The sequence below is a fragment of the Belnapia sp. AC561 genome, assembly GCF_979252845.1.
In genome coordinates, this window is the sequence record NZ_CEEDBP010000018.1 from 1 (window position 1) to 19036 (window position 19036).

Genomic DNA, 19036 nt, shown 5'->3' on the forward strand with positions numbered 1-19036 from the left:
GCCCCAGCAGGGTCGCGGCGCTGAAGATGTTGTAGGTGGTCATCAGGTTGTTCTGGAAGGTGACGGCATCGGGGGCCGAGGACCAGGCGGGCGGCCAGGGCGGCGTCCTCCTCGGTGATGCGGTCCCGGCCGGCCAGGGCAGCGGCGGCGCGGGCGGTCCGCAGGGCGAGCAGCGGGGCGCGGAGGGAGGCGATGCCGAGCGCCTGGGCGGTGCCGCAGAGGGCCTCCAGCACGTCGGCACCGGCCTGGATGGCGGGGAGGCGTGCCCGGGCCTCCGCCAGTGCCGTCGGCGGTGGCAAGGGACAGTCGGCGGCGCGGAGGCTGGCCAGGTCCAGGCGGAAGGCCAGGCGGTCGAGCAGCGCGGCGGGCGGGGCTTCCTCGATCCCCTCGTCCAGCGCCACCAGGCCGAGGCGGGCGGGGGAGCGGAGGGCGAGGCCGTCGCGCTCGGTGACGACCTCGCCGCGATCCTGCACGGCGGTGAGCCGGGCGGCGGTGCCGGCGGGCAGGCGCTCGGCCATGGCGAGCAGCAGGATGCCGCCATCGGCCTCGGCCAGCAGGCCGCGTTCGGCGACGGGGCGGCCGGCGCGGAGGGTGGCGGTAAGGTCGAGGCCGCCGAGCAGCCGGCCGTCGGCGATCTCCAGCGGCAGGCGGCGCCAGGGGGTGCCCTCCGGCAGCAGGGCGCGGAGCGCTTCCAGCCAGCGGTCCCGCACCGGGCCGGGCATGGCATGCAGGCTGGCGCCGCCGAGGCCCGGCGGGTCCAAGGCCAGCAGGGTGGCGGCCAGCAGGGCGTCGCCCCAGATGTCCCTCGCTGGGGGTGGGGCGGCGTCCATCACACGCCGAACAATTCCTGGATGGCGCGCTCGACCCGGGTGGTGGAGACCGCCTCGTCCAGCGGGTTGCGGCGCAGGCGGTGGCGCAGCGCCGGCGGGGCGACGCGGCGGAGCGCGGCATCGTCCACCGCGGCGCCGCCCTCGAAGGCGGTCAGCGCCCGGGCGGCGCGGATCAGGGTCAGCTCGCCGCGCAGCCCGTCGGTGCCGAGGGCCATGCAGAGCCGGGCGGCGCGCTCCAGCGCGGCATCCGGCACCTCGATGGCGGCGAGGCGGCCGCGGGCGGCGAGGATGCGGCCCCGCAACGCGCCCTCGGCATCCGCCCAGTCGGCGGCGAAGGCCGCGGGGTCGCGGTCGAAGCGGTCGCGGCGGCGGATGACCTCGATGCGGCTGGGCAGGTCCTGCGGGGTGGCGACCTCGACCGAGAGGCCGAAGCGGTCCAGCAACTGCGGGCGCAGCTCGCCTTCCTCCGGATTGCCGGAGCCAACCAGGACGAAGCGGGCGGGGTGGCGGATGCTGAGGCCCTCGCGCTCGACCACGTTCTCGCCGGAGGCGGCGACGTCGAGCAGGAGGTCGACCAGATGGTCCTCCAGCAGGTTCGCCTCGTCGATGTAGAGGAAGCCGCGGTTGGCGCGGGCCAGCAGGCCGGGCTCGAAGGATTTCTCGCCATGGGCCAGGGCGCGCTGGATATCGAGGGCGCCGACCACGCGGTCCTCGGTGGCGCCGAGGGGGAGATCCACCACGGGAACCGCGGCGAGGTGGTGCGGCAGCGGGCCGGCGGCGCGGCGGCTGCGGCAGTCGGTGCAGAGGGCGCGGTCATCGGCGGGGTCGCAGCGATAGGGGCAGCCATCGACCACGGCGATATCGGGCAGCAGCGCGGCCAGGGCGCGGACGGCGGTGGACTTGCCGGTGCCGCGGTCGCCGAAGACGAGGACGCCGCCGATGCCGGGATCGACCGCGGCGACCAGGATGGCAAGCTTCATCTCCTCCTGCCCGACGATGGCGGAGAAGGGAAAGGCGAGACGCGCGGTCATGCCGGCCCCCCGGGTTTCGATGGGGTCATGCGGCGCTTGAATGCAGCCAGATCGAAGAAGGCGCACAGCCGGGCCTCAGGACCCGGCCGCGACAGCCCCGTCGCGCAGGTTAGGTGGGCTTGGCGGCCCAGACCGCGCACCAGCCGTCCGGGCTGATGTTGCCGGAGACGATGGCGCAGGCATTGGGTGCCTGGAAATGCAGGCAGCCGCTGCAATGCTGGCCGTCCTTCGGCGTGCCCTGGTACATGACCATTTCCGGGGCGAGCTTGTCCTGGGCCTTGGCCCGGTGCGGGATGGCGAGAGGGGCGAGAGCCGCGAGGCCAGCGGCCTGCAATGCCGCGCGGCGGGTCTTGCGGAAGTTCTGTTCGTCCATAAGCTTGAGTGCCTCCGTCATTCAGCCAACGCCCATAGGCTGGGCATGGTTTCGGTTTTGCCAATCTCCGGCAAGCTAACTTCCTTGCAATGCGCGAGGTGTTCACGCTGCCCGCTGGAGGCTGAACTGGGACCAGATGCTCGAGAGCGCCTCCACCAGATGGTCGATGTCGGCAGCCGTGTGCAGCGGGCCAGGGGTGATGCGCAGGCGTTCCGTGCCACGCGGCACGGTTGGGTAGTTGATCGGCTGGACGTAGATTCCGTAGTGGTCCAGCAGCAGGTCGCTGATCTGCTTGCAGACCACCGGGTCCCGCACCATCACCGGGACGATGTGGCTGGGATTGTCGAGGTGGGGGACACCGGCCGCGTCCAGCCGGCGGCGGACCTCGGCGGCGCGGGCATGCAGGCCCTCGCGCTCGACGTTGCTCTGCTTGAGGTGGCGGATGCTGGCGACCACGCCGGCGGCGACCGCGGGCGGGATGGCCGTGGTGAAGATGAAGCCGGAGGCATAGCTGCGGACGAAGTCGCACATGGCGGCCGAGCCGGCGATATAGCCGCCGACCACGCCGAAGGCTTTTGCTAGTGTGCCCTCGATGACCGTCAGGCGGTGAGCGACGCCGTCACGTTCGGTGATGCCGCCGCCGCGCTCGCCATAGAGGCCGACGGCATGGACCTCGTCGATATAGGTCATGGCGCCGAATTCCTCGGCGACGTCGCAGATGGCGGCGATCGGGGCGATGTCGCCATCCATCGAATAGACGGATTCGAAGGCCACCAGCTTGGGCACGTCCGGCGAGAGCTCGGACAGGATGCGGCGCAGGTCCTCGGGATCGTTGTGGGCGAAGACGCGGCGCTCGGCGCGGCTGTGGCGGATGCCCTCGATCATCGAGGCGTGGTTCATCTCATCGGAGATGATGACGCAGCCCGGCATGCGGGAGGCCAGCGTCGAGAGGCTGGCCCAGTTGGACATGTAGCCGCTGTTGAACAGCAGCGCCGCCTCGGTGCCGTGCAGGTCGGCGAGCTCGGCCTCCAGCATGACGTGGTAGTGGTTGGTGCCGGCGATGTTGCGGGTGCCCCCTGCCCCGGCGCCGCATTTGTCCAGCGCCTCATGCATCGCTTCCAGCACCTTGGGGTGCTGACCCATGCCGAGGTAGTCGTTGGAGCACCAGACAGTGACCTGCTGGTTGCCGCGCGGGCGGTGGTGCGTGGCATAGGGGAAGGAGCCGGCCTGGCGTTCGAGGTCGGCGAAGACCCGGTAGCGGCCTTCGCGGTGGAGGGCGCCGATCTGCTTCCGGAAGAATGCTTCGTAGTTCATTGTCCCCTCCCTCCGGCCCCATGGGGCCTTGCTGTCAGTCACGCGACGGGACGCAGCGCATGCAGCGGCCCCGGCACGGCGGTTGTATCGGTGCCCGGCGGAGCGGCCTGGGCGGCCGGCGTCGCGCGGGATTTCATGGACCAGTTCCACAGCGCCTCGGCCGGGATCGGCAGCACCAGGAACCAGTGTTCGAGGATGGCAAGCGCGGTCAGCACGCCGAGGAAGGTGAAGCCGGCCGCCTGGAAATCATCGGCGCCGACGCCCAGCGCCCGGTGGAAGAACCAGGCACACAGCAGGGTGCCGAGCGTCACCGAGACCGGGAACAGCAGGTTCATCGGCTTGCGGGCGAAGAAGCTGCCGAGGTAGCGCAGGTGCGGCGGCAGGAACTGTTCGTTCAGGTTCCGCGCGCCGAGGAAGACGTTCAGCTTGGCCGATTGCCGCATGCCCCAGAGCAGCAGGTAGGTATAGGTGCCGATCTGGTTCGGCTGGCCCCAGGTGACCCAGACCACCGCGACGGCGCCCACGATGATGGCGAGCTCATGGTAGAGGATCGTCATCACCGCCAGGCGGAAGCGCGGCCAGCCGGTGCAGCCTTCCGGGCAGCGGTCCCGCTGCGGGCCGGTGGCGAAGCCCATCAGGAAGGCCATCTCCTGCCAGGCCCAGGCGAGCAACCCGCAGGAGAAGGCGCAATAGGCACCGATCGGCGAGGCATCGGCGCTGCTCGCCGCCAGGCCGTACAACCCCGCCACCAGCACGGCGGAGGCGCCGAGCATGCTCCAGCGATAGGTCCGCGCCGGCAGACCGTCCAGCCAGATGATCGCGCCGGTGCTGAACCACCAGATGAACAGCGCGAACAGGGTGGGGAAGCCGTAGTCGGCCATGGCGCGGTGCGGCCTCCTACCAGGCCGGCGCCATGCGGATTTCCGCCGGCAGCGGGGCATGCTTGCCGGGCAGCAGGTACAGCCGGGCAAAGGTCGCCGCCGCGGCGACGCTATAGCCCAGCCGCTTGGCACCGCCGGCGATGCCGCCCTGCGCCTTGGCCGCGGCGATCCTGCTGCTGAGGCGCCAGAGCCGGTCGAGGCCGCGCCGCATCGCCGGATGGTCGGTATCCAGCGTGACGGGGAAGACCTGCTTGCAGATCTCAGTGCAGGTCTCGAAGACCTTGTAGTCGTAGTCGGTCGGCGTCATGCCCAGGGCCTTGTGGAATTCGGGCCGGTCATGATCGCGCACATACATGGTGGCATAGACGGCGAGCTGGAAGAATTTCACCCAGAGCTTGTTGCCGCCCTCCAGCAGGTAGGGATTGGCGCGCATGAGCAGGGCGAAGGCCTCGCCATGGCGGAACTCGTCGTTGCACCACTTCTCGAACCACATGAAGATCGGGTGGAAGCGCAGCTCCGGATGCCGCTCGAACTGGCGGAAGATGGTGATGTAGCGGGCATAGCCGATCTTCTCGCTGAGGTAGGTGGCGTAGAAGATGAACTTCGGCTGAAAGTAGTGGTACTTCTTCGCCTTGGTCAGGAAGCCGAGATCGACGCCGATCCCGATATCCTTCAGCGCGTCGTTGATGAAGCCGGCGTGCCGGGCCTCGTCGCGCGACATGACGGCGAAGATGTCCTTCATGTCCGGGTTGGTCACCCGCTTGCGGATCTCGGCATAAAGCACGCAGCCGGAGAATTCGGCGGTGACGGAGCTGACGAGGAACTCCACCAGCTCCTTCTGCAGCGGCTCCGGCAGGGCCTCGAGACGGAACTCGTCGAAGGCCTCGGTGCGGACGAAGTGGCCCTTGTTCAGGTCCTGGTGGAATTCCGCCATCATGGCGTCCCACTCGGCGCGCACCGAGCTCACGTCGATCCGGTCCATGGCGGCGAAATCGGTCGTGTAGAAGCGGGGGCTGAGGACGGTCTCGGAGGTCGCCTGGCGCGTGGTGTCGTTCAGCGGCCGGCGTGGCGTGACGGCGTTCATGGCGCTTCCTTGGGCTCGAAGCCGCAATGATAGAGTTCGGTGAGTTCCAGGATGGCGACGAACTCGACCCAGGCGCGTTCGAGCCAGCCGGCGCGGATGACCGTGGCGCGGCACTGGAAGCTGACCGCCTCGTTGTAGCCGATGCCGGCGGGCGCGCCATGCACCACCACGCGGTCGCCGGGGCGCAGCATGACGCCTTCCGGGATGGCATGGGCATGCAGGCTGTCAAAGGTCTGCTCGATATCGACGGTGCAGGCGACGTCTTCGGTGCGACGGCCGCCGAGCCAGGCCATGAGGCCGGTTGCTGGCATGCTCATTGGGCTCCCTCCCTGATGGTGAGGAGCCTAGCGAAAGCTTCGCGGTTGGTGGAGCCAAAAGCGTCGAGCCCGAGCATTCTGCCGGTGCTCGGGTCCGTCAGCGTCAGCCGGCCGTCGGGCCAGGCGGCGAGGCGGAACTCGCTGCCCAGACCGATCTCGTTCAGCTTCCGCTCCCGCACCAGGGCGCGCAGGGTGCCGCGGATGAAGGCGTTGGAGCCGGGCTCCAATTCGGTCACCGCGGCGCCTGCATTCGGATCGCGCACCAGGATGCTGCCATCGGCGCGATCCTCGAAGGTGAGGGTGCGGGCGGCGAGCGGCAGGCCGGCCGGCGGGACCGGCGTGCCGAAGCCGGCGATGCGGCCGAGCGCCACGCCGAGCACGATCAATCCCAGGATGCCGATACCGATCAGCGGTGCCCGGGGGCGCAGGATGGGACGGGAGGGGGTGGGGTGACCGGCGGGCTGGCGCATGGGGTCCTCAGGCGGCGGCGGGGTGCTGCTGGGCCTCGCCGGCGGCACCGGCGCGGATGGAGCTGGGCATCGGCAGGACCGGCATGGCGGCTTCGGCGGCAAGTGCACGGGAAAGCAGCTGCGCGACGGCAGCGACCTCCGGGATGCTGCGGAGCGTCGGCTGCGCGCGGCGGAAGTGCCAGGGGCGGACATGCGGCCAGAAGAACAGGTAGGAGATCTTCTGCGTGGCGATCAGGGACAGGCTGATGTCGCCGCTGCCACCGGGGTTCAGCGTGACATCGGCCGACTGGATCACCTTGAAGGGCAGGTTCGCGGTGATCGGCAGCGCGACGCCGAGGCGCATCACCAGCCGACGATTGGTGACGGTATAGGCGGTGCTGCGCGCCGCGAGCCAGGCGATCAGCAGCACCAGGGCCAGGGTGACCAGCGCGAAGGGCGCGAACCACAGCGCATTCATCACCGCCGGCAGGGGATGCACGCCGTTCAGCATCGCCGAGATCGCATGGATGCCGAGCAGCAGCGCGAAGTAGCCGGCCAGCAGCGGCAGGTGCAGCGCCCGGCGGGCGAGGCTGCGCCAGTCCGGCTTGCCCTGCCAGAGGATCTGCTCGCCCTCGGGCGGTACCTCCGGCAGGCCCCAGACCGGTTCGTTCTCGTGCTCCCTCACAGCACGGGACCGAAGCGGTCGGGCGTGGCGTACATATGGCCGCCGGCGAAGTAGCCGCTGATCCGGTCCTCCTCCCGCAGGGTGATGGTCTCGGCATTCTGCAGGCCCGGCGCATCGAGGAAGTGGTGGGCCATGACGCTGACGACGTTCACCTGGCGCAGCCGGGCGTTGATGGTGGCGAGGAACATCGGGAAGACGACGCGGCGCGTGCCGGCGGTCCCCTCGGAATCGGCCTCGAGATAGCGGATCAGCATGTCGGAGCGATCGACCCAGGCATCGACGATGGTGCCGGCGACGATGCCATCCGCGGTGACGACGGAGAAGCCGACCGGGTTGGGGTCTTCCTCGGCGATGGAATAGGCCGGGGCGGTGCGCAGCGGGACGATCTTCGGCGTGTTGTCGTCGAAGGTCATGTCCGGCACGTCGGCGCGCAAAGCATAGGAGGCGGGGCCGACGCCATCGGCCATCGGGTTGCCGAGCGGCTGGAGCGGCGCGCCGGGCAGCAGGCTCTGCGGGCTCAGCAGGCCGGTGAGGTCGCGTTCCGGCGTATGCGGCACGATGCGGCCGTGATGCGCGGTGAGGAAGGACTTCGGCGCCGGCGGGGTATAGGGGGCCCGGACGACGAGCTCGCCCCGGACCTCGTTCAGCAGCGGGAAGCCTTCGCGGCGGCTCTCGCGCACCAGGTAGTAGATCAGCGCGGCGAAGGCCACCCAGAAGACATAGAGCGAGACAAGGGCGAGATCGAAATGGGTGTTGATGGTGTCCGATTGCATGGCGCTTTCTCCCCCGCGCTATGGTGAGTGGGCCGGCCGGGCGAGCCCGATCCGGTCGTTGTTCTGAAAGGCCGAGTTTGGAAAGGTTGGGATCGTGCTGCGCACCAGCGGCCCGATGACGGCGATGGTGGCAAACAGCAGGGCGATCTCGATGAGATAGACGGCGCCATAGCCGGTGACGGGGCCGGCCAGCGCCGGGCCGAGCCGGCCCGCCTCCGCCACATGCGAGATGAGGTCCCGGAGGATGCCGCCGAAGGCGATGGCGCTGCCCGCCGCCGTCGCCTGCACCGAGCCCCAGGCGCCGAGCGCCAGGCCCACCTGCTCGGCGGGTGCCGCCCGCATGCAGGCGGTGAGCGTCGCATGGGCGAACAGGCCGGCGCCGAAGCCGATCAGCCCGGTGCCGACGGCGAAGACCGCGCCGCTCTCGAAGGGCGCGGCGAAGATGACCGCGGCGAGACCGAAGGCGCCGCACAGGGCGCCATGGCCGGCGACGCGATGCGCGTCCCCGCCGCGGCCGATGACGGTGGCGGCGCGGATGAAGCCGGTGATGCCGCCGGCCGCGAACAGCGCGGTAAGCAGCGTGGTCTGCGCGACGGACAGGCGCAGGATCTGGCCGCCATAGGGTTCCAGCAGCACGTCCTGCATGGCGAAGGCGAAGCTGCCGAAGCCGACGGCGGTGAGGCGGCGGACCCAGGGGCCCTGGCGGCGGAGGCTGTTCCAGGCTTCCTGGAAGGCCGGGCGCTCGCGGTCCGGGCGGGTGGCTTCCGGGTTGCGGGCCTCCTGCTTCCAGACGGCGACCAGGTTCAGGATGATCGAGACCAGCGCCGTGCCCTGGATGACTTGGATGAGCCGGAGCTGGCTGAAGTTCGACAGCAGGGCGCCATAGACCAGCGCGGTGACGAGCATGCTGAGCAGCAGCATCACCGAGAGCAGGGCCACCACCCGCGGCTGGTTCTCCTGCGGGGAAAGGTCGGTCGCCAGCGCCAGGCCGACGGTCTGCGTCGTGTGCAGCCCGGCGCCGACGATGAGGAAGCAGACGCCGGCGATGAGCTGGTTGACGATGGGCGGCGCGGTGCTGTCGCCCGAAAGCAGGATGAGGGCGAAGGGCATCATCGACAGCCCGCCGAACATCACCACGGAGCCCATCCAAATATAGGGCACCCGGCGCCAGCCGAGGACGGACTTGTGCTGGTCCGAGCGGAAGCCGATCAGCGCCCGCAGCGGGGCGAAGACCAGCGGCAGGGCGAGCATCAGCGCGACCATCCAGGTCGGCACCAGCAGCTCCACGATCATCACCCGGTTGAGCGTACCGATCAGCAGCACGCTGACCATGCCGATCGAGACCTGGAACAGCGACAGGCGCAGGAGGCGGCCGAGCGGCAGGCTGTCCGACGCCGCATCGGCGAAGGGCAGCAGCTCCGGGCCGAGCTTCATCCAGGCGCGGGAGAGCTTCATGCGCGGCGGACCTCCAGCGCCTGGGAGGTATAGAAGCCGCTGGCGATGCGATGGGTACGGCCGGACTGCCACCCTACGACCTGCGTGCCGATGAGGCGGGCGAGGTGGCGCTCGCCGATCGGCACGATGGCGGGCGCCCGGTCGCTGCGCGGGAACAGCAGGCCGACGGTATGCATCATCGTCAGCAGCGGCGTGCGCGGGGCGAAGGTCAGCAGCATGGAGTGGCGGGTGCGGGCGGCGAGGCCGGCGAGCACCTTCACCACGTCGCCGGGGCGGTAGTGGATCAGGCTGTCCATGGCGACGACATGGTCGAATTCGCCCAAGGCCGGGTCCTGCATGTCGCCGGTGCGGAAATCGACATGGCCGGCGCCGAACTGGCCGGCGGCGCGTTCGGCGGCGAGGCCGACCAGCTTGGGCGAGAGGTCGATGGCGGTGACATGGGCGCCGCGGCGGGCGGCTTCCAGCGCCAGGGCGCCGGTGCCGCAGCCGGCATCGAGGATGCGGCGGCCGGTCAGGTCATCCGGCAGGTAGGAGAGCAGCGTCGCGCGCATCGCGTCCCGCCCGGCCCGGACCGTCGCACGGATGCGGCCGACCGGCGCGGTAGAGGTGAGGCGCATCCAGGCCTCGACCGCGGTGCGGTCGAAGTAGGTCTCCAATTGGCCGCGGCGATGCGCGTAGGTCTGCGTCGGCATCAGTCGAACCCCAGCAGGTCGAAGATGTCGCGGTCCTTCATGGGCGAGGCGCCGAGCGCCGGCGTCCCCGCCCAGAGATTGGCCGCGAGGCGGAGGTACTCGTTCTGCACCGCGATCAGCTCCGGCGTCGGGTCCATCTCGAAGAGGGTGGACTTCTTCAGGCGGGAGCGGCGGATGACGTCGAGGTCGGGGAAGTGGGCCAGGGTCTGCATGCCGGTCGCGGCGTTGAATTTGTCGATCTGGTCGGTGCCGTTGCTGCGGTTGACGATGACGCCGCCGAGCCGGACGTCGTAGTTCTTCGACTTCGCCTTGATGGCGGCGACGATGCGGTTCATCGCGAAGATGCTGTCGAAGTCGTTGGCGGCGACGATGATGCCGCGGTCGGCGTGCTGCAGCGGCGCGGCGAAGCCGCCGCAGACCACGTCGCCGAGGACGTCGAAGATCACCACATCGGTGTCTTCCAGCAGGTGGTGCTCCTTCAGCAGCTTCACCGTCTGGCCGACGACATAGCCGCCGCAGCCGGTCCCGGCCGGCGGGCCGCCGGCCTCGACGCACATGACGCCGTTGTAGCCCTCGAAGACGAAATCCTCGGTGCGGAGTTCCTCGGAGTGGAAGTCCACGCCTTCCAGCACGTCGATGACGGTCGGGATCAGCGACTTGGTCAGGGTGAAGGTGCTGTCGTGCTTCGGGTCGCAGCCGATCTGCAGCACCCGCTTGCCGAGCTTGCTGAAGGCGACCGAAAGGTTGGAGCTGGTGGTGCTTTTCCCGATGCCGCCCTTGCCATAGACCGAGAAGACCTTGGCGGTGCCGATGGTCAGGTTCGGGTCCAGGTGGACCTGCACGCTGCCGTCGCCATCCATCCGCGAAGGCTGCGGGCGGCGGTGCAATGCGGCGTGGGGCGTCTCGATTCTCATGCGGCCATCTCCACGCTGATTCCTTCGAGCCGGTCTTCCAGCTCCTCCCCCGCCTGGCGCAGCGCATCGAGCACGGATTGGTCCGGGGACCAGTATTTCCGGTCGTGCGCCTCGAGCAGGCGGTTGGCGATCTTGGCCGAGGCGGTCGGGTTCAATGTCGCCAGGCGTTCGCGCATGGCGGCGTCGAGCACGAAGGTCTCGGTCATCTGCTGATAGACCCAGGGGGAGACTTCCCCGGTGGTCGCCGACCAGCCGAGGGTGTTGCTGACCTGGGCCTCGATCTGGCGGACGCCCTCGTAGCCGTGCGCCAGCATGCCCTCGTACCATTTCGGGTTGAGAGTGCGGGTGCGGGTCTCGAGCGAGACCTGTTCGGACAGGGTGCGGACGGTGCCGTCGCCGCGGGTCTGGTCGCCGATATAGACCGCGGCGCTGGCGCCGCGGGCGCGCTTCACCGCGCGGGTGATGCCGCCGAGCGTATCGAAGTAGTGGTCCACGGTGGTGATGCCGAGCTCGACCGAATCGAGGTTCTGGTAGGTGATCTCGACGCTGGCGAGGACATGGGCGAGCACTGCGTCCTGGCGCACCGGCTTGCCGTTGGCGCCATAGGCGAAGCCCTTGCGCTTCTCATAGGCGTCGGCCAGCTCGTCCTCGTCGTTCCAGGCGCCGCTGCCGACCAGCTCGTTGACGTTGGCGCCATAGGCGCCATCGGCATTGCCAAAGACGCGGAGCGCGGCCTGGGCCATGTCGCCACCATGCGCGGCCTGGAAGGCCAGGGCATGCTTGCGGACGAAATTCTGCTCGATCGGCTCCTCGGCCTCGGCGGCCAGCAGCGCGGCTTCGGCGAGCAGGCGGACCTGCAGGGGCAGCAGGTCGCGGAAGATGCCCGAGAGGGTGATGACGACATCGACCCGGGCGCGGCCGAGCACGTCCAGCGGCACGAGCTGGGCGCCGCAGAGCCGGCCATAGGGATCGAAGCGTGGCGCGGCGCCCATCAGCCAGAGCGCCTGGGCGATCGGGCCGCCCTCGGTCTTCAGGTTGTCGGTGCCCCAGAGGACCATCGCCACGGTCTCCGGCAGGCCATGGCCCTCCGCCGCGTGGCGGGCCAGCAGCCTATCGGCCTGGTGGGCGCCGTCCTTCACCGCGAAGGCGCTGGGCAGGCGGAAGGGGTCGAAGCCATGCAGGTTGCGGCCGGTGGGCAGGACTTCCGTCGTGCGCAGCAGGTCGCCGCCGGGCGCGGGGCGGATATAGCCGCCGTCGAGCGCATGGATCAGCGCCGGCAGCTCATGGTCCTTGGCAAGCAGCGCATCGAGGTGGGCGCGGCGCTCCGGCTCGGTGACGCCGGCGGCGTCGAGCATCTCGGCGCGGTCGCGGGCATTCGGCGGCTGGCCGATGACGTGCAGTCCATAGGGGATGAGCGTCGCCTCGAGCTCCATCAGCGCGGCGCCGAGGCGGAGCGCCTCGGCCTCGGCCGCTTCACCCCAGGCGGGCTCGGCCGGGGCGAGATCGACCGCGGCGGCCTGGGCCTGGACGAGTTCGGCAAGCGAGAGGCGCTGCTCGGGATCGGTCTCGGGATCCAGCGCGCGCCAGCGGTCGAGCGAGGCCTTCAGGTCCAGCAGTCCGCGATAGAGGCCGGCATGGGCGACCGGCGGCGTGAGGTAGCTGATGAGGGCGGCGCCGGCGCGGCGCTTGGCGATGGTGCCCTCGGAGGGGTTGTTGCTGGCATAGAGGTAGAAATTCGGCAGGTCGGCGATCAGGCGGTCGGGCCAGCAGTCCCCGGACATGCCGGCCTGCTTGCCGGGCATGAATTCCAGCGCGCCATGGGTGCCGAAATGCAGCACGGCATGGGCGCCGAAGCTGTCGCGGATCCAGCGGTAGAAGGCGGTGAAGGCATGGGTCGGGGAGAAGCCGTGCTCGAAGAGCAGGCGCATCGGGTCGCCCTCGAAGCCGAAGGCGGGCTGCACACCGACGATGACGTTCCCGAATTCGGCGCCGAGGACGAAGATGCTGCTGCCATCGGTCTGGATGCGGCCGGGAGCGGCACCCCATTGCCGTTCGATCTCAGGCAGCCAGCGCTGGTTGCGGACATGGTCGTCGCTGCCGACGCGGGCGAGGACATTGGCGACGGTGCCATGCCGCGCCGCATTGCCGACGAGCAGGCTGTCGCGCAGCGCATCGACGCTTTCGGGGACGGTCACGGCATAGCCGGCATCGCGCATCGCGCCGAGGGTGCGGTGCAGCGACTCGAAGACGCCAAGATAGGCGGCGGTGCCGACGGCGCCGGCATTGGGCGGGAAGTTGAAGATCACCAGGGCGATCTTGCGCTCGGCCCGGGCAGCGCGGCGCAGCGCGACCAGGCGGGCGACGCGGCCGGCCAGGGTCGCGGCACGCTCGGGGTGCGAGACCATGTCGTGGCTGTGGTCGCGCAGGTCGGGCGTGCCATCGGGCAGGAAGCAGGGCTCGCTGGTGCCGCGACGGCCGCCGAAGGTCATCGGCCAGATGCCGCCGTCGAGCTCCGGGATGGCGACCATGATGGTGGTCTCGACCGGCAGCAGGCCGCGGGTGTCGTCCTGCCATTGCGCCATGGTCTGGAATTCGAGCGGATGCGCGGTGACATAGGGCACGTCGAGCTGGGCGAGGATCGCCTCCGCCGCGCGGGCATCGTTGTAGGCGGGGCCGCCGACCAGGGAGAAGCCGGTCAGCGAGACGACGGCATCGACGGTGGTGACGCCGTCGCGCAGGAAGAACTGCTCCACCGCCGGGCGGGCATCGAGGCCGGCGGCGAAGGCGGGGACGACGTTGAGGCCACGGGCCTCGAGCGCGGCGATGACCCCATCGTAGTGGCCGGCGTTGTTGGCCAGGACGTAGGAGCGGAGGATCAGCAGGCCGACGGTGCCCGCCTGGCCGCGGCGGGGCAGATCCTCCAGCCGTGCCGTGATGCGGCTGCCGATGCGCGGGTGATAGAGCCCGACATCGGGATATTCGACCGGTGCCGCGACGGTCAGCCGGGCGGCCATCCCCTGGCGCGGCCCGGCGGCATAGCGGCCGACCAGCAGGCGGACCATGTTGGCGAGGTTTTCCTCGGAGCCGGCGAGCCAGTATTGCAGCGACAGGAAATAGGCCCGCACGTCCTGGGCAGTGCCGGGGATGAAGCGCAGCAGCCGCGGCAGCTGCCGCAGCATCTTCATCTGGTCCTTGCCGCTGTTCGGCGTGCCCGGCTTCCGGCTGCCGCGCAGGCGCTTCAGCAAGCCCATCACGCCGGTGGCTTCGCCATCCATGCGGAACTTGCCGATGCGGGTGAGCTTCATCACCTCCCCGCCCGAAAGCAGGCCGACCAGGGCATCGCACTGGTCGCGGCGGGCGGCGAGCGCGGGCAGCACGGCGCGGATATGGTCGTCGAGGAAGAGCATCGCCGCGATGACGATGTCGCCGCGAGCGATATCGGCGTGGCAGGCGGCGAGCGCGAGGTCGTCCGAGCTCCATTGGTCGGCGGCATGGACGGTGAGCTGCAGGCCGGGGATGTCCCGCTGCACGGACGCGACGGCATTGGCCATCGCGCCGGACAGGTGGCTGTCCATGGTGACGACAACCACGCGGATGGGCGTGGCGCTAACGGGCGAAGTGGGCTTTTGCATCATACAACGTCTCGATCGTGATGGTGCCGATGCCGCGTTCGGATGCGTAGCGTTCCGTGTTCCGCCGGGCCTTGCCACGGACGAAGAACGGGATTTTGCCCAATTCCTTTTCTGCTTCGGTGGCCCAGGTTGCGGGGCCGGCCACCAGGGTGGTCTCTGCGTGGGTCTCGATGATGGTTTCGGCCTGCCGTTCCGTGGCGGCACCGCCGAGATGCGACGGCGCCGCCTGGCCGTGGAATTCGAAGTCCTCGCGGAACATGCCGAGGAGGTGCTCCTCGAGGCCCATCATCAGCGGATGGACCCAGGTGTCGAACAGCACGTTCGCCCCCTCGAAGCCCATCTGCGGGGAGTAGCGCGCGGGGTAGTCCTGCACATGCACCGGCGCCGAGATGACGGCGCAGGGGATGCCGAGGCGCTTGGCGATGTGGCGCTCCATCTGGGTGCCGAGGATCAGCTCGGGCTGCAGCGCCTGGATGGCGGCCTCGACCTCCAGGTAGTCCTCGGAGATCAACGCATCGATGCCGTGGGTCTTCGCGGCGTCGCGGACATCGCGGGCGAATTCGCGGCTGTAGGTGCCGAGGCCGACGACCTTGAAGCCGATCTCCTCCGCCGCCGTGCGCGCGGCGGCGATGGCGTGGGAGGCATCGCCGAAGACGAAGACCCGCTTGCCGGTGAGGTAGTTGCTGTCGACCGAGCGGGCATACCAGGCGGCGCGCGAGGTCTCGGCGGCGAGGATCGGGGCGGCGTCCAGCCCGGCGAGCGTAGCGACCTCGGCGATGAACTCGCGCGTCGCGTTGCTGCCGATGGGGATGGTCTTCGTGGATTTCTGGCCGAAGGTCCGGCCGAGCCAGGTGGCGGCCTGACCGGCGATCTCGGGGTAGAGGACGATGTTGAAATCGGCCTCGCCGAGACGGGTCAGGTCGTGCGGCGTGGCGCCGAGCGGGGCGGCGACGTTGATGGTCACCCCCATGCGGCCGAGCAGGCCGGTGATCTCGCGCAGGTCATCGCGGTGGCGGAAGCCGAGTGCCGTCGGCCCGAGGATGTTGCAGACCGGGCCGGGGCCGCGCTTGGTGCCCGGGGCTGGCGCATGCGGGCCGGCCAGCGCGCGGACCAGCTGGTAGAAGGTTTCGGAGGCGCCCCAATTCTCCTTCTTCTGGTAGCTCGGCAGCTCCAGCGGAATGACGGGGATGGGCAGGGCGAGCGCCTTGGCGAGGCCGCCCGGGTCGTCCTGGATCAGCTCGGCGGTGCAGGAGGCGCCGACGATCATCGCCTGCGGGCGGAAGCGCTCGAAGGCCTCGCGCGCGGCATTCTTGAACAGTTCCGCGGTATCGCCGCCGAGGTCGCGGGCCTGGAAGGTGGTGTAGGTGACGGGCGGGCGCTTGGCGCGCCGCTCGATCATCGTGAACAGCAGGTCGGCGTAGGTATCGCCCTGCGGCGCGTGCAGGACGTAGTGCAGGCCTTCCATCGCGGTGGCGATGCGCATCGCGCCGACATGGGGGGGACCTTCATAGGTCCAGACCGCGAGCTGCATGGCGCTAGACCATCAGCCGGGTGCGACGCACCAGCGGGCGGGCAAACAGCTCCGCCAGGTCACCGGCCTGGTCGTAGCCCTGGATCGGGGTGAAGACCAGCTCGATGGACCACTTGGTGGCGAAGCCCTCCGCCTCCAGCGGATTGGCGAGGCCGAGGCCGCAGACCACGAGGTCGGGCCGCGCCTCGCGGCAGCGGTCGAGCTGGCGGTCGACGTGCTGGCCCTCGCTGAGCCGGGTGCCGGCGGGCAGCAGGGCGAGTTCCTCGGCGAGGTGCTGGCGATGCAGGTAGGGCGTGCCGACCTCGACCGGGACCATGCCGAGCTCGCGCGCCAGGAAGCGGGCGAGCGGGATCTCGAGCTGGCTGTCGGGGAAGAAGAAGATCCGCTTGCCGGCGAGCTGGTCACGGTGGCGGGCGAGGGCGACCGCGGCGCGGGCCTCGCCGGCGGCAGTGACGCTGCGGAACAGGGCGGGCGCGACGCCCCAGGCGGTGGCGGCGGCCTGCAGCCAGGCGGTGGTGCCCTCGGCGCCCAGCGGGAAGGGCGCGGCGAGGCGTTGCGCGCCGCGGGCCTCGAGCAGCCGGGCGGTCTCGGCCAGGAAGGGCTGGGCCAGCAGCATGCGGGTGTTGCGGCCGACGCCGGGCAGGTCCGCGGCGCGGCGCGGCGGCAGGAAGGTGACGGGGCCGATGCCGAGCGCCTCGAAGAGCCGGCGCATCTGGTCCTCGACCACCTCGGCGAGCGCGCCGACGACAAGCAGGGATTGCGCCGTCGTCGCCGGCATCTCCGGCACCAGGGCGGCGAGGCAGGCGTCCTCGCCCTGGGTGAAGGTCGTCTCGATGCCGCTGCCGGAGTAGTTCAGCACGCGGACGCCGGGGGCATGGGTGACGTTCAGCCGCTGCGCGGCGCGGGAGAGGTCGAGCTTGATGACCTCGGACGGGCAGGAGCCGACCAGGAAGAGCAGCTTGATGTCGGGGCGGCGCGAGAGCAGCTGGGCGACGACGCGGTCCAGCTCCTCATTCGCATCGGCCAAGCCGGCGAGGTCGCGCTCGTCGATGATGGCGGTGGCGAAGCGCGGCTCGGCGAAGATCATCACGCCGGCGGCGGATTGCATCAGGTGGGCGCAGGTGCGGCTGCCGACGATGAGGAAGAAGGCGTCCTGGATCTTGCGGTGCAGCCAGATGATGCCGGTGAGGCCGCAGAAGACCTCGCGCTGCCCGCGCTCCCGCAGGACCGGGGCCTCGGCGCAGCCGATGTCCTTGGCCGGCGGGGCGAGCAGCGCCGCGCTCATTTGGAGAAGCCCAGGGCGCCGTGGTCGGCGCCGCGCCAGCCGGCCTCGTCGCGGCGGGCGGCGCGCAGCTTCATGATGAACTGCGTGGCGTTGACGACGTAGGAGGCATAGGCGGCGAGTGCGAGGAACATCAGGAAGCGGGCATCGCCGAAGCCGGTCGCCAGCGACAGCAGGTAGGCGGTGTGCAGCGCCAGCACCAGCATGCTGAAGACGTCTTCCCAGAAGAAGGCGCGGGCGAAGAGGTATTTGCCGAAGACCACCTTCTCCCAGATGCAGCCGGTGATCATGATGCCGTAGAGCAGCAGCGTCTTGACGACGATGGAGACGGTCGCCTCCGCATAGCCCTCGCCGGTGGCGAGGTAGCGCAGCACCAGGCTGACGCTGATGAGGAAGACCAGGAACTGCAGCGGCGCGAGGATGCCCTGGACCAGCGTCCACGTGGTGCCGTCGCGGCGCAGGCGTTCCTCCGGCGTATAGAGCGGCTGGCGCGAGCGATTGTCCTCGGCATGCCGAACGTGGCGGCCGGAGACGGTTCCCCAAGGGCTGCCATCGATGGAATCGATGATTCGGGCCATGAAGCCAGGTGTAAACATTGCTTGACAACCCTCTGTCCAGAAGGTCCGCTGACGAACTGGCCTGTGGCGGTGGGCCCTTGCACGCCGCAGTCCCGCCAGGGATTGCCGCGCTGCATTTGCCTTTTACCCGGCCAGCCTGCCTCCCCATGCGTGACGTTCTCAGTGGATCGAAGGCTAAGGCGCCCCGCTTCAAGGTGTCAAGCTCGATTGACGTAAAGACAGATTGACAGCGATCCGGAGCGGAGACGATAACCATCGGCGGGAGACAGCCGATGGCCACAATGGGACGAACCGCCCGTTCACTGGATCGCAGGGACCGCGCCGCGGAACTCCCTGATGGATCCGTCACGCTGCTCCAGCGGCCGGATACCGAGCCCCGGACGCCAACTCCTTCCCTCTGGTTGCCCGGCGCGGTCGCCGCGCCGCGCAGCGTGCCGGCGCATTTCAGCGCCGCCGTCGCAGCCGAGGTGATTCCCCGCCTGCGCCTCGCGCATGCGGCGCCGGTGGTGGAGATGCCGGCCGAGACGGTGCCGGATGCCGCCGATGTCGAGGCGCTGAGCACCCTGCTGGTGCGGCACGACGTCGCCGGCGCCCGGGCCTATGTCGAGGCGCTGGGCCAGGCCGGCACGGCGATGGAACAGATCTTCCTCGATCTGCTGGCGCCGAGTGCGCGGCTGCTCGGCGCCTGGTGGGCCAGCGATCGCTGCGACTTCGCCACGGTCACCCTGGGCACGATGCACCTGCGGCGCATGCAGCACGATCTCGCGCCGAGGCTGGTCGCCGGGGGCGAGGCCCGGCTGCGCTCCGAAGCGCATAAGGTGCTGATGGTGCCGCTGCCGGGCGAACAGCATGTCTTCGGGCTCGACATGGTGGCGAGCTTCTTCCGCCGCGCCGGCTGGCAGGCGCATGTCTCGCCGCTGCGCTCGGTGGAGGAGCTTTGCGCCCTGGTTCGACGGGAAAGCTATGCGGTGGTCGGCATCTCGACCAGCGCGACGAACCGGATGGATACGCTGGCGACGGCCATCCGCAAGCTGCGCCGGGCCTCCCGCAACCGTTCGGTCGGGGTGATGGTCGGCGGCCCGGCCTTCGCCGAGCACCCGGAATACGTGGCCCTGGTGGGGGCCGATGCCACCGCGACGGATGCACGCCAGGCGCCGGTCCAGGCCGAGCGGCTGCTGCGCTTGTTGGCCCAGGGCGACTGAGGCAGTGTCAGGT

At 70.0% G+C, this 19036-nt stretch carries 17 protein-coding genes and 1 pseudogene; 1 reads left to right on the top strand and 17 read right to left on the bottom strand.

Annotated elements, in window-relative coordinates:
- The 17 genes and pseudogenes from AC0IW9_RS15780 to bchF all read right to left on the bottom strand — a co-directional run.
- Positions 1–830: pseudogene (locus AC0IW9_RS15780) on the bottom strand (hypothetical protein); the annotation flags it as partial.
- Positions 830–1861: a magnesium chelatase ATPase subunit I gene (gene bchI / locus AC0IW9_RS15785; RefSeq protein ID WP_471649230.1), complete on the bottom strand. Its 1032-nt coding sequence runs from the start codon at positions 1859–1861 to the stop codon at positions 830–832. The pseudogene AC0IW9_RS15780 and the gene bchI, both read right to left, overlap by 1 nt.
- Positions 1862–1970: 109 nt before the next feature.
- A complete protein-coding gene (locus AC0IW9_RS15790) occupies positions 1971–2234 on the bottom strand; it encodes a high-potential iron-sulfur protein (RefSeq protein WP_471649231.1) in 264 nt (87 codons plus the stop codon).
- A 102-nt stretch (positions 2235–2336) separates the two neighbouring features.
- Complete coding sequence (hemA, locus tag AC0IW9_RS15795; protein ID WP_471649232.1) at positions 2337–3548, bottom strand: 5-aminolevulinate synthase; 1212 nt, start codon at positions 3546–3548, stop codon at positions 2337–2339.
- A 38-nt stretch (positions 3549–3586) separates the two neighbouring features.
- The gene (gene puhE / locus AC0IW9_RS15800) at positions 3587–4429 is read right to left on the bottom strand and encodes a putative photosynthetic complex assembly protein PuhE (RefSeq protein ID WP_471649233.1); all 843 of its coding nucleotides are present in this window, start codon (positions 4427–4429) and stop codon (positions 3587–3589) included.
- A 16-nt stretch (positions 4430–4445) separates the two neighbouring features.
- Entirely contained in the window at positions 4446–5513 is a 1068-nt protein-coding gene (gene acsF / locus AC0IW9_RS15805; protein ID WP_471649234.1) for a magnesium-protoporphyrin IX monomethyl ester (oxidative) cyclase, read from the bottom strand.
- Complete coding sequence (locus tag AC0IW9_RS15810) at positions 5510–5830, bottom strand: hypothetical protein (protein ID WP_471649235.1); 321 nt, start codon at positions 5828–5830, stop codon at positions 5510–5512. The genes acsF and AC0IW9_RS15810 overlap by 4 nt, the downstream gene beginning before the upstream one ends.
- A complete protein-coding gene (puhC, locus tag AC0IW9_RS15815; protein WP_471649236.1) occupies positions 5827–6300 on the bottom strand; it encodes a photosynthetic complex assembly protein PuhC in 474 nt (157 codons plus the stop codon). Before puhC ends, AC0IW9_RS15810 begins: the two co-directional genes overlap by 4 nt.
- 7 nt (positions 6301–6307) lie before the next feature.
- Entirely contained in the window at positions 6308–6964 is a 657-nt protein-coding gene (gene puhB, locus AC0IW9_RS15820; protein ID WP_471649237.1) for a photosynthetic complex putative assembly protein PuhB, read from the bottom strand.
- Complete coding sequence (gene puhA / locus AC0IW9_RS15825; RefSeq protein WP_471649238.1) at positions 6961–7737, bottom strand: photosynthetic reaction center subunit H; 777 nt, start codon at positions 7735–7737, stop codon at positions 6961–6963. The genes puhB and puhA overlap by 4 nt, the downstream gene beginning before the upstream one ends.
- Before the next feature lie 18 nt (positions 7738–7755).
- On the bottom strand, positions 7756–9192 hold the full coding sequence (locus tag AC0IW9_RS15830; protein WP_471649239.1) for a BCD family MFS transporter: 1437 nt from the start codon (positions 9190–9192) through the stop codon (positions 7756–7758).
- Positions 9189–9884, bottom strand: coding sequence for a magnesium protoporphyrin IX methyltransferase (gene bchM, locus AC0IW9_RS15835; protein ID WP_471649240.1), 696 nt, complete (start codon positions 9882–9884; stop codon positions 9189–9191). Before bchM ends, AC0IW9_RS15830 begins: the two co-directional genes overlap by 4 nt.
- Positions 9884–10798: a ferredoxin:protochlorophyllide reductase (ATP-dependent) iron-sulfur ATP-binding protein gene (bchL, locus tag AC0IW9_RS15840; RefSeq protein WP_471649241.1), complete on the bottom strand. Its 915-nt coding sequence runs from the start codon at positions 10796–10798 to the stop codon at positions 9884–9886. Before bchL ends, bchM begins: the two co-directional genes overlap by 1 nt.
- Entirely contained in the window at positions 10795–14433 is a 3639-nt protein-coding gene (locus AC0IW9_RS15845; RefSeq protein ID WP_471649242.1) for a magnesium chelatase subunit H, read from the bottom strand. The genes bchL and AC0IW9_RS15845 overlap by 4 nt, the downstream gene beginning before the upstream one ends.
- Positions 14405–15961: a ferredoxin:protochlorophyllide reductase (ATP-dependent) subunit B gene (bchB, locus tag AC0IW9_RS15850; protein WP_471649243.1), complete on the bottom strand. Its 1557-nt coding sequence runs from the start codon at positions 15959–15961 to the stop codon at positions 14405–14407. The genes AC0IW9_RS15845 and bchB overlap by 29 nt, the downstream gene beginning before the upstream one ends.
- A 4-nt stretch (positions 15962–15965) precedes the next feature.
- Positions 15966–17246: a ferredoxin:protochlorophyllide reductase (ATP-dependent) subunit N gene (locus tag AC0IW9_RS15855; protein WP_471649244.1), complete on the bottom strand. Its 1281-nt coding sequence runs from the start codon at positions 17244–17246 to the stop codon at positions 15966–15968.
- Entirely contained in the window at positions 17243–17821 is a 579-nt protein-coding gene (bchF, locus tag AC0IW9_RS15860) for a 2-vinyl bacteriochlorophyllide hydratase (RefSeq protein ID WP_471649245.1), read from the bottom strand. The genes AC0IW9_RS15855 and bchF overlap by 4 nt, the downstream gene beginning before the upstream one ends.
- A 401-nt stretch (positions 17822–18222) precedes the next feature.
- On the opposite strand from bchF, the gene AC0IW9_RS15865 reads away from it, so the two are divergent.
- Positions 18223–19023, top strand: a complete 801-nt coding sequence (locus AC0IW9_RS15865; protein ID WP_471649246.1) for a cobalamin B12-binding domain-containing protein — start codon at positions 18223–18225, stop codon at positions 19021–19023.
- Positions 19024–19036 lie beyond the last annotated feature (13 nt).

What these genes read in the sequence shown, in the direction of transcription:
- acsF (WP_471649234.1), bottom strand. Translation starts at nt 5,513, where the DNA reads ATGAACGCCGTCACGCCACGCCGGCCGCTGAACGACACCACGCGCCAG.
- AC0IW9_RS15810 (WP_471649235.1), bottom strand. Translation starts at nt 5,830, where the DNA reads ATGAGCATGCCAGCAACCGGCCTCATGGCCTGGCTCGGCGGCCGTCGC.
- puhC (WP_471649236.1), bottom strand. Translation starts at nt 6,300, where the DNA reads ATGCGCCAGCCCGCCGGTCACCCCACCCCCTCCCGTCCCATCCTGCGC.
- AC0IW9_RS15845 (WP_471649242.1), bottom strand. Translation starts at nt 14,433, where the DNA reads ATGATGCAAAAGCCCACTTCGCCCGTTAGCGCCACGCCCATCCGCGTG.
- bchL (WP_471649241.1), bottom strand. Translation starts at nt 10,798, where the DNA reads ATGAGAATCGAGACGCCCCACGCCGCATTGCACCGCCGCCCGCAGCCT.
- puhE (WP_471649233.1), bottom strand. Translation starts at nt 4,429, where the DNA reads ATGGCCGACTACGGCTTCCCCACCCTGTTCGCGCTGTTCATCTGGTGG.
- bchM (WP_471649240.1), bottom strand. Translation starts at nt 9,884, where the DNA reads ATGCCGACGCAGACCTACGCGCATCGCCGCGGCCAATTGGAGACCTAC.
- AC0IW9_RS15790 (WP_471649231.1), bottom strand. Translation starts at nt 2,234, where the DNA reads ATGGACGAACAGAACTTCCGCAAGACCCGCCGCGCGGCATTGCAGGCC.
- puhA (WP_471649238.1), bottom strand. Translation starts at nt 7,737, where the DNA reads ATGCAATCGGACACCATCAACACCCATTTCGATCTCGCCCTTGTCTCG.
- bchB (WP_471649243.1), bottom strand. Translation starts at nt 15,961, where the DNA reads ATGCAGCTCGCGGTCTGGACCTATGAAGGTCCCCCCCATGTCGGCGCG.
- hemA (WP_471649232.1), bottom strand. Translation starts at nt 3,548, where the DNA reads ATGAACTACGAAGCATTCTTCCGGAAGCAGATCGGCGCCCTCCACCGC.
- AC0IW9_RS15855 (WP_471649244.1), bottom strand. Translation starts at nt 17,246, where the DNA reads ATGAGCGCGGCGCTGCTCGCCCCGCCGGCCAAGGACATCGGCTGCGCC.
- AC0IW9_RS15830 (WP_471649239.1), bottom strand. Translation starts at nt 9,192, where the DNA reads ATGAAGCTCTCCCGCGCCTGGATGAAGCTCGGCCCGGAGCTGCTGCCC.
- bchI (WP_471649230.1), bottom strand. Translation starts at nt 1,861, where the DNA reads ATGACCGCGCGTCTCGCCTTTCCCTTCTCCGCCATCGTCGGGCAGGAG.
- bchF (WP_471649245.1), bottom strand. Translation starts at nt 17,821, where the DNA reads ATGGCCCGAATCATCGATTCCATCGATGGCAGCCCTTGGGGAACCGTC.